The 8433-nt window shown below is 38.5% G+C and carries 11 protein-coding genes; 5 read left to right on the top strand and 6 right to left on the bottom strand.

All coding sequences use genetic code 11. The features are described 5' to 3' along the window. Nucleotides 1–1229, top strand: a 1229-nt coding sequence (locus tag CA730_RS07455; RefSeq protein WP_231940024.1) for a hypothetical protein, incomplete at its 5' end; no start/stop codon positions are given. Between the two features lie 216 nt (nucleotides 1230–1445). Here CA730_RS07455 and CA730_RS07450 read toward each other — a convergent pair. Next, nucleotides 1446–2699, bottom strand: a complete 1254-nt coding sequence (locus CA730_RS07450; RefSeq protein WP_096665774.1) for an FGGY-family carbohydrate kinase — start codon at nucleotides 2697–2699, stop codon at nucleotides 1446–1448. Between the two features lie 156 nt (nucleotides 2700–2855). Between CA730_RS07450 and psaM the strand changes: the two genes are divergently transcribed. Both psaM and CA730_RS07440 read left to right on the top strand, forming a co-directional pair. Then, nucleotides 2856–2951, top strand: a complete 96-nt coding sequence (gene psaM, locus CA730_RS07445; RefSeq protein ID WP_027404816.1) for a photosystem I reaction center subunit XII — start codon at nucleotides 2856–2858, stop codon at nucleotides 2949–2951. 249 nt (nucleotides 2952–3200) lie between these two features. Further along, nucleotides 3201–3611, top strand: coding sequence for a slr1601 family putative cell division protein (locus tag CA730_RS07440; protein ID WP_096665771.1), 411 nt, complete (start codon nucleotides 3201–3203; stop codon nucleotides 3609–3611). 43 nt (nucleotides 3612–3654) lie between these two features. Here CA730_RS07440 and CA730_RS07435 read toward each other — a convergent pair whose 3' ends face one another. Beyond that, on the bottom strand, nucleotides 3655–4365 hold the full coding sequence (locus CA730_RS07435; protein ID WP_096665768.1) for a tetratricopeptide repeat protein: 711 nt from the start codon (nucleotides 4363–4365) through the stop codon (nucleotides 3655–3657). A 311-nt stretch (nucleotides 4366–4676) separates the two neighbouring features. Between CA730_RS07435 and CA730_RS07430 the strand changes: the two genes are divergently transcribed. After that, the gene (locus CA730_RS07430) at nucleotides 4677–5141 is read left to right on the top strand and encodes a hypothetical protein (RefSeq protein ID WP_096665764.1); all 465 of its coding nucleotides are present in this window, start codon (nucleotides 4677–4679) and stop codon (nucleotides 5139–5141) included. A 14-nt stretch (nucleotides 5142–5155) separates the two neighbouring features. Beyond that, nucleotides 5156–5713, top strand: coding sequence for a glutathione S-transferase family protein (locus CA730_RS07425; protein WP_096665761.1), 558 nt, complete (start codon nucleotides 5156–5158; stop codon nucleotides 5711–5713). Nucleotides 5714–5771: 58 nt separating this feature from the next. Here the strand turns inward: CA730_RS07425 and CA730_RS07420 are convergent, their stop codons facing one another. The 4 genes from CA730_RS07420 to hpsJ-B all read right to left on the bottom strand — a co-directional run bounded on the left by CA730_RS07420 (nucleotide 5772) and on the right by hpsJ-B (nucleotide 8380). Beyond that, the gene (locus CA730_RS07420; RefSeq protein WP_096665758.1) at nucleotides 5772–6263 is read right to left on the bottom strand and encodes a YajQ family cyclic di-GMP-binding protein; all 492 of its coding nucleotides are present in this window, start codon (nucleotides 6261–6263) and stop codon (nucleotides 5772–5774) included. An 87-nt stretch (nucleotides 6264–6350) separates the two neighbouring features. Next, nucleotides 6351–6767 carry an MAPEG family protein gene (locus CA730_RS07415; protein WP_096665755.1) on the bottom strand — a complete coding sequence of 139 codons (417 nt, stop codon included), beginning with the start codon at nucleotides 6765–6767 and terminating at the stop codon, nucleotides 6351–6353. 138 nt (nucleotides 6768–6905) lie between these two features. Continuing rightward, a complete protein-coding gene (locus tag CA730_RS07410) occupies nucleotides 6906–7409 on the bottom strand; it encodes a hypothetical protein (protein ID WP_053540673.1) in 504 nt (167 codons plus the stop codon). A gap of 131 nt (nucleotides 7410–7540) precedes the next feature. Continuing rightward, nucleotides 7541–8380, bottom strand: coding sequence for a hormogonium polysaccharide biosynthesis protein HpsJ (hpsJ-B, locus tag CA730_RS07405; protein WP_096665752.1), 840 nt, complete (start codon nucleotides 8378–8380; stop codon nucleotides 7541–7543). Nucleotides 8381–8433: the final 53 nt, after the last annotated feature.

The following is an 8433-nucleotide window of genomic DNA, read 5'->3' as shown; positions in this document are numbered from 1 at the left end:
ATATTAATGGTGATTTAATAACTCCTAATTTACAAACTGAAGATATTTATGCTGGTGATTTTGTGCAAATGGGTGTATTTGCTATAAATCGCAATACTGCTACTATTAATATGTTAGTGAAGCGGAAAGTTAAACTGGTAAAGGCTGAAGATCATACTCCTATTATTGAGATTGCAGGGTTGCTGGCTCATGATTTGCATAATTTCAATAATTATACCATTGTCAAAGATGGTAAAGTTCATATTTCGACTTTAAATATCAAAATCAGCAACAAGAAAGTATTTGATTTATTGCAATCTAAAGGTGTAATTATTGTTGATAAATTTGAATTTGATTGTGAATATCAAATTCAATTAGATAATTTACCATTAGTTCCTGTTAATATCAAGTTTGGCAATATTGATGGCTTATTTACGCAATTAGCAGAAATTAAGGTGATTATGAGCATTTTATCTGCTTGTTTACGCCATCGCCATCAATCAGAATTATTTGTGAGTAATCAAGTAGAGGAATTAAAACAACATTATTTGTCAAAAAATCTCTACCTAAATTTTCCCACTACTCAAGAATATTCAGAACCAATTGATTCTCATATTAGTCATAAAATTGAGTTTGGTAATCAGGATATTCTCAATTTGAGTAAATTATATGCTGCCAACCAGTTTTTAGCGCGGAGATATGAAGTTTATGACCAAGAAACTGGAGAAATTTTTCTGAAACCAACTTGGGAAATGTGGTTAAATCAAAATATCGCTTTTCGACAAAAAGCCATTTCTGCAAGAATGAAACTAACTAAAGTTGATGATTTGATGAAACCCATTTTTGACGACTTTCTGGGAATCAATATAAATGGCAAAGTAGGAGAAATTCTCAGCAAAGTTGGTGAACATAACTTGGCGTTATTATATACTCAACACGCTAATAAATCTGTTAATAGAGAGGATTTGATTGCAGTTATGACGACAGCTTATAAAACATTAGCAGTTTATGTTGAGCAAATTTACCGAGAAAATATTTCCCCTATGGTCTTTTATATTGGTTCGACAGGATTATTACCAAATAAAATCCCTGCTACAGCGTTAACGGCTGATCAATTAGCGGCTAAATACCCCCATTTGCAATTTTCTAAAAATGAACAGTCAGGAACATTTTTTGAAGTGGGAAATACCATTATTAGCATTTACCCGCAAACAGAATATTACAGTGAAAAATCATTAGCTGTTAGTTAGTTCATAAATAAGATCCCCAACTTATTCAAAAAATCGGGTATCTGACGAACCTGAATCTTTGAAACCCTAAATTACCTGAGTTCGACATAAGATAATTTTGGAAAAACTCGCCCCAAGTATGAGTCTCAAACCCTTATTCTCTCCTTGAAAAATCATAACTCCGTTCGCGTAGCGTCTCCGAAGGAGAAACTCCGAACTCCTAACACCTAACTCAGGTTAAATCTGTACTTTTCCCATTGCTAAAAGTGCTGTTCCATAAGCTGCTTCCGTATGAATTGATGAAACAACGGGTACTTTTAAATAACGTTGACGAATAGCTGTCCAAGTGGAATTAGTCGCACCACCACCAGCGGTATAAATATTAATTAAAGAATCTGCACCTAGATTTTGTAATAGTTCATATCCTCTGGTTTCTATTCTCGCCATACTTTCTAATAAACCATGTAGAAATTCTTTATTTTGATCTGGACGCGGTTCTAGTCTGGGTAATAATTGAGGATCATTAATGGGAAAGCGATCGCCTGGTTTCAATAATGGGTAATAATCTAACTCACTGGGTTGAGTCGGATCAATTTCCCCACTTAACCTCACTAACTCAACATCGCTGAAAAAATGCTTTAAAACAGCACCTCCTGTATTAGAAGCACCTCCAGTCAACCACAAATTACCTAAACGATGACTATAAATTCCATATCGCGCATCTTCAATTCTGTGCCGACTTAAAAGTTTTAGTACCAAAGTTGAACCCAGGGAAGTTACCGCTTCCCCTGGAAATTTAGCTCCACTGGCTAGAAAAGCCGCAATACTATCTGTCGTGCCAGCAACCACCAAACAATCGCCTTTAAAGCCAAAATAAGCCGCAATCCGGGGAAGTAATTCACCAATAGCCGTCCCCGGTGCTAAGACTTGTGGTAACTGGAGGGGAATTTGTAACTGTTCCAACCATTTTGGATATTGCAATTTTTCCACGTCATAACCTAATTTCAAGGCGTTATGGTAATCGCTAATACCTAACTTTCCATGCAGAAGAAACCCCAACCAATCGGCTTGATGCAATAAATATCTAGCTTTTGCAAAATCAGGTAATACTTGCATCCAGAGGAGTTTCGCTAGACTGGATGTAGCACTTAACACGGTGTGATTAGTTGGAGCAACCTGACTCAACTGTTCTAAAGCCATTGCACCCCGACCATCGTTGTACAATAGCGGCGCGTCTACAGGCTCTCCAGCCCCATCAGTCAGCAAAATAGTCGAAGAAGTCCCATTAATAGCGATCGCCCCTATATCCCCCCTTAAAGCGCCCGGAATTTGCCCTAATAGACTCCATAAAGCCTCTCGCCAACATTTAACCCAGTCAATAGTCTCAACCAGCCAATAATGACGCATTTCCGACAAAACGCGACCTTCTTCATCAATTACCACACCCCGTGCGCCAGAAGTGCCAAAGTCAATACCAAGGGATAAAGTCATAAAATTCAGGGGACAGGTGACAGGGAACAGGGAACCAATGAGAAACCCCCAGTTTTTGTTGCATCTTGTAACAAGATGTTTCCTAATCTTGCTAAAACAGGGAAAAGTAGTAAACGAAGTCTTGAAAATCTAGTTCAATTTAGGAGGATTTCCATTATGCCTATCTCAGATACTCAAGTTTACATTGCGTTGGTTGTAGCACTAATTCCAGGAATTCTAGCTTGGCGTTTAGCTACAGAGCTATACAAATAACACCAATGTAACTCTGTTACAGGTGATCAAGCCTAGTATCCGTAAGCGTGATTTCTAAGTTTTTGTAGTTCTAAGCTATGGGAATTTTGAAAATTGCACCTTACCTTACTAGGTAATATTTTATTTATTCTCATACTTGTATAAATTTCCCAAAAATGGAGTAATATAGCAGCTAAATTAAGCCGCAATTAGCACCTGTTTGCTTCTGACGGTCATTACCGTAAATTATGCAAGCCTTTTCTTAGCACCATGAATGCGTTCCAACCATCTAAACCTCCTCTACAACCCGTAGAAAAAAAACGAACTGTACCAAGACCTAAACGACACTTACGCCAACGTGCTTATCAAGTCATGGCACTGGAAACTACAGCTAAAGTAGCAGTTAATATAGTTATTAGTGCAGCAGCGGTATCTGCCTTAGTACAATTATTACCTTATCATTGGTCACAACAGGATAAGTTGCGAACAGTCCGTACCGAAGTAAAAGTGATGGAAGGGCGTGTGCAAAATTTGCAGACAGAATTTACCCGCAACTTTGATCCCGGTGAAGCTAAAAGTATTATGCAACAAAAATCATTTCGCTTTGACCCTAATCAGCGTCCAGTTATATTAATGAATCAAGATCAGACTGTAATAGAACCATCTAATTCAGCACCTTGATACTCCCCCTGATAATTCTGAATTAAGTCATCTACTGCTAAAATTAATCTTCAAAAAACAGCAACTCGTTTAACCAGGTTTCGAGTTGTAAACGCAAGCGATAACCAGAAACATCTTGATAATTCAAAGATGGTAGCTCTGCCAACGCGCGACGATAATCTGCTATTGCACAATTCCAATCACCCCAGAGATGATAAGTCCGTCCCCGTTCTGCCCAAATATTGCCTTTAAGTTGACCAAATAGCATAGCAATTTCCAAGTTTTCAATAGCTTCAGCATAGTTTCCCAAATCGCGTAAAGTAATACTGCGATTAATCCAAGCCCGAACATGATGGGGATTGAGATCCAACGCTTGTTCATAATCAGCTAATGCGTCAGTTAATTGACCACAAGCAGCGTAATAATTAGCCCGGTTATTGTAGGCACTAGCTAATTTAGAATTTAGATCCAAGGCTTTGTTATAATCGGAGATGGCTTTTTGACTATCACCACTTTGAAAATAAATTAGTCCCCGGTTATTGTAATCAACGGCATTTTCGGGATGATGGTCAATCAGGTGACTTAACAGAGCGATCGCTTTGGTATAATCCCCTTGTTGTGCTAACTTCAAAGCACAAGAGCGTAAATAACGTTCTTCTAACATTGATTCATTACCATCCTGTAACCGCTCAGATTGATGACAAGGATTGTTTTGATCAGAAACACATACTTGATTGTTTTGAATACCAGAATTAAAAAAAGAGTGCTTATTCATGGGTTGCCTATTTGATTTACTTGATTTGTCAAATAAAATTACAGTCTTTGTGTCTTGATGTCTCTAGGATTGTTGAAGAACGTGGATTTTACATCCAGCAACAGACGAGCCATAAGCCTAATAATGTATACTTCATACCCAAGTTCAATTCCCGAATCAGTAAAATTCTAAAGAATTGAAGTGTAAATTTTAATGATGACAGGGAAAAAGCAAAGGAAAGAAGCACAAGACAAGAGAAATTTTTACCAGTAACAACGAACAACTGACAACTAACAAAGCCCTATTTCCCAATTTTAGAAGAGACATTTCTTATGACAACAACAATTTCTTATGCTGATGCAACCGACCTCAATACCGAGGACTATATTGTTCTTGGTTTAGCTACGTGCTTTTATAAAGAAGACGGGGAAGTGCATCAAATTGAAGTGATAGAACCCATTCCTTCCGCAGCTTTAGAAGCTATATGTAAACAAATTCCCACCTCTTACAGATTGATTTATGCAACAACTTTGGGATCTGTATTAGAGGGTGATAAACTATCTTTGCCAGAAGGGTTTCCAGAGTCAGCACAATTTGGAGATGAGTTTCCATTACGATTATTTTCTGCGGCTCGTACCTATAAGCGCCGTGAAGTAGCCCAAACCTTGATTCCCTTGGGAACTACTAAAACCGATTTGAATTATTCCACAGAGCGCAAACGGGTACTAAATGCAGCTAGAGTTGTCACAAAAGACGACAACGTAAAACAACACTCTCACACTCACAAAGTTCTTTAATATTTCAGATGACTATGTTGAAACTTTACGGCGGCGCTCGTAGTCGGGCTGCGATTATCCAGTGGTACTTAGAGGAACTGGAAGTTCCTTATGAATTCGTGCTGTTAGATATGAAAGCAGGGGAACATCTCCAGTCTGAGTTCCTCAAAATTAACCCTATGGGTAAAGTTCCCGCAATTGTGGATGGTGATTTCCAGCTTTGGGAGTCAGGCGCAATTTTGCTTTATTTAGCGGAAAAATACGCTAAAACCGCCTATTCCGTCGAAGAAAAAGCCATATTTACCCAGTGGGTATTATTTGCCAATTCTAGTTTAGGAACAGGTATTTTTATAGAAGCCAATCGTGAACGAGAAATGCCACGATTATTGACTCCTTTAAATGAAATTTTGACAAAACAGCCTTTCTTACTGGGTAATGATTTTACCGTTGCCGATGTGGCTGTGGGATCAATTCTCTCTTATATCCCCATTATGCTCAAGTTAGATTTGAGTGCTTACCCAGCAATTGTGAACTATATTCAGTCAATGTCTGAACGTCCCGCATTTCAAAAAAGCATCGGGGGAAGTAAGTAATTTGAGGTAATTGGTAATGGGAATATTCTTTCTCCCTGCCCCTGCATCTTGTCTCTTTCTAACGATAATTTGTAAATTGCAAGGCAACGGGGAAATCTTCTTGTTTAAGACGTTGAATCACCAGTTGTAAATCATCTTTTGATTTAGCTGTTACTCGTACAGCATCACCTTGAATTGAAGCTTGCACCTTTTTAATTTCGTCTCGAATCAATTTAGAAATTTGTTTAGCAATTTCTTGGCTGATGCCTTTTTTGAGAGTGATTTCTTGACGGACACGGTTGCCGCTGGCAGATTCGATTTTACCAAATTCAAAGATCTTCTGGGAAAGGTTACGCTTGGCTGCTTTTTCCCGGAGGATGGTATGAACCGATTCTAAGGTAAAGTCGCTGTCAGCGCCAATGGTGATTTTTTCTTCGCCTAATTCAATTGTGGTTTGAGTATCTTTAAGATCGTAACGGCTTTTAACGTCTCTTGTGACTTGATCAATAGTATTCACTAATTCTTGTCTATCAAAGTCGCTGACGATATCAAAAGAAAAAGTAGCAGCCATAAATAAAATTGGTAATGGGTAATTGGTAATTGGTAGTTGGGAACAGGGAAGAGACAAAGTTGAAAATTCCCCTTCCCTTTTTCTTAATTATTTGATTTGCATGAGACTGAGGTAAAACAGAGTTCCTGAACTAAAAGAAGCAATACCGAACATGAGCGATCGCAACAGGGGTATATTCGTAATATAGAAAATAGAGTATAGCAAACGAGCAATATTAAAAGCGATCGCTGCGGTTACTGCTTCAGTGGAACTTACCCCAGTAACATACGCCATTAACGCTGCTGCCGCAAAAACCATAAACCCTTCAAAGGAGTTTTCATGGGCCCATGTTGCCCGTTGGGCATAGGGTGGCAACTTGTCAAACATAGCGCGAGGCGCAGAAAGATCATATCCTACCTGCACTCTAGCAAAAGCTACCAATAAATAGGGTAGATAAATGAGAATAGCCGCGACGACAATAGAGTATAAAAAAATAGCAGGTACTGGTAATAGAGATAGCGACATTCAACTAATTTAATTAGGGTACTTGGTCAAGCATTAATCATTCTTATCAATGGATAAGGGGTAATTTAGTTAAATTATTACCCTTTACCCAAAAATTTCCCATCTCCATCATTCGCTTTGCAAAAACAGCAGTTCACTCTAGTCAAAGTAGAAGAGTGTTACCACTTTTCGCTGGTCTTCTGCATCACTACAGGTTTGTAGCAGAGTGCGACTATCATGAAATGCAAAGCAAATTAGTTGTTGACAACGAGAAATAATTTCTTTGTTACATAAGTAACTCGCTTCAGCTAGAGACAAGTTATCATTACTGGGGTTTTCCACCAGGTGCATCACCTGTTCTAATTGCTGGCGCGATTCCTGGGGTTGACGTTCCAAGCTCTGAGGTAAAATTACCGTGAGTAAGTTGGGATCAGCCTTAGTTGCGCCCCGGATGGCCGCAGAGTTTGTGCCTGTAGCACCAGAAGTAATGATACGGTTGCCCGATAAAATCAGAGCATAAGTCATCATTTCAATCAGATTCTGGTGGGTAATTGGCACATGACGAGAACCTAGCAAGGCAATCCGCTTGGAACCTGTTTGCTGGATAGTTGCTAGTTCTTGGGCTAATGTATCGAGGTTGATAGTATCTATTGACTGACTCAAAGATGAAGATCATGAGATTAAACAACCTAGACATTCTACCAAACAGCGTGTAGATGGCAAACTAACCAGAGTTACATCTTGCTACAATTTATTTATTAGTTATTTATGAGGCTCACGAGAATAAAATAGACTCATTTGCTCCCTCTAGAACCACTTTTGGAAACACCCATACCTCTTAATCCTCTCCACCCGATGACGATGTAACCAATTGACAACAATAAACTATTAATACCAGTTCGCAATTCCTTCCAGGCATCTTCCTGAGTTTTTTCCAACTGTTGTTGTGCTTGAGTCTGAATTTGGCTAATTCTCTGCTTTGCTAGTTGTTCAGGGTCTGTTTGCTGGGCGATGAAATTATCAAGAGAGTTAAGATTTGTTTTATACTGCTTCAGTAAATCCTTCTGCGCCTCTGGTAATTGGTTATTATTAAGTGCCTGATTATACTTTTGTTCATCCTTAACTAGTTCATTTAGCTGGGTTCTGAGTTGCTCTTTTAATGCAGCGCGTTGTTTCTCTACAGATGCTTTTACCTGATCATTACCAAGTTGATTTTGGAGTTGTGCTAATTGACTTTTAACTTGGTTTTCTGACTGTTCCGCTTCTTTCTCAATCCGTGTTAACCCCTCTGCCTTTACTTGATTAACGTTACTTAGATGTAGGGGAAAAATCAGCAAAAATATTAGTCCTAACAAACTAGATAGGATAAAAATTGGCAATTTTAGACCAGAGGACGAGGAACGACCACTTTCACTAGATCTATCAACCCAGTATGCAGTTAGAATCGCTCCTAGACCAAGCAATGGTACAATACCCTGATCTACAAGACTTCTGCACAGGTTAATTTGCCAGAGTTTATCTGTAAGTTGTAAAGGGAATAATAAAAATAGAAAGTCCAGAGAAAAACACAATATGCAGATGATACCTATTAACTGAAGCAAGAAGGATGTCCTAGAGGATATACTAGTGGTCATGTTTGTTTACAGTGTAAATACATTAGATTAATTAGCATATTTAATGTTACTTT

It is taken from the genome of Dolichospermum compactum NIES-806 (genome assembly GCF_002368115.1).
GTDB lineage: Bacteria > Cyanobacteriota > Cyanobacteriia > Cyanobacteriales > Nostocaceae > Dolichospermum > Dolichospermum compactum.
This window is presented reverse-complemented; position numbering and strand designations above follow the sequence as displayed.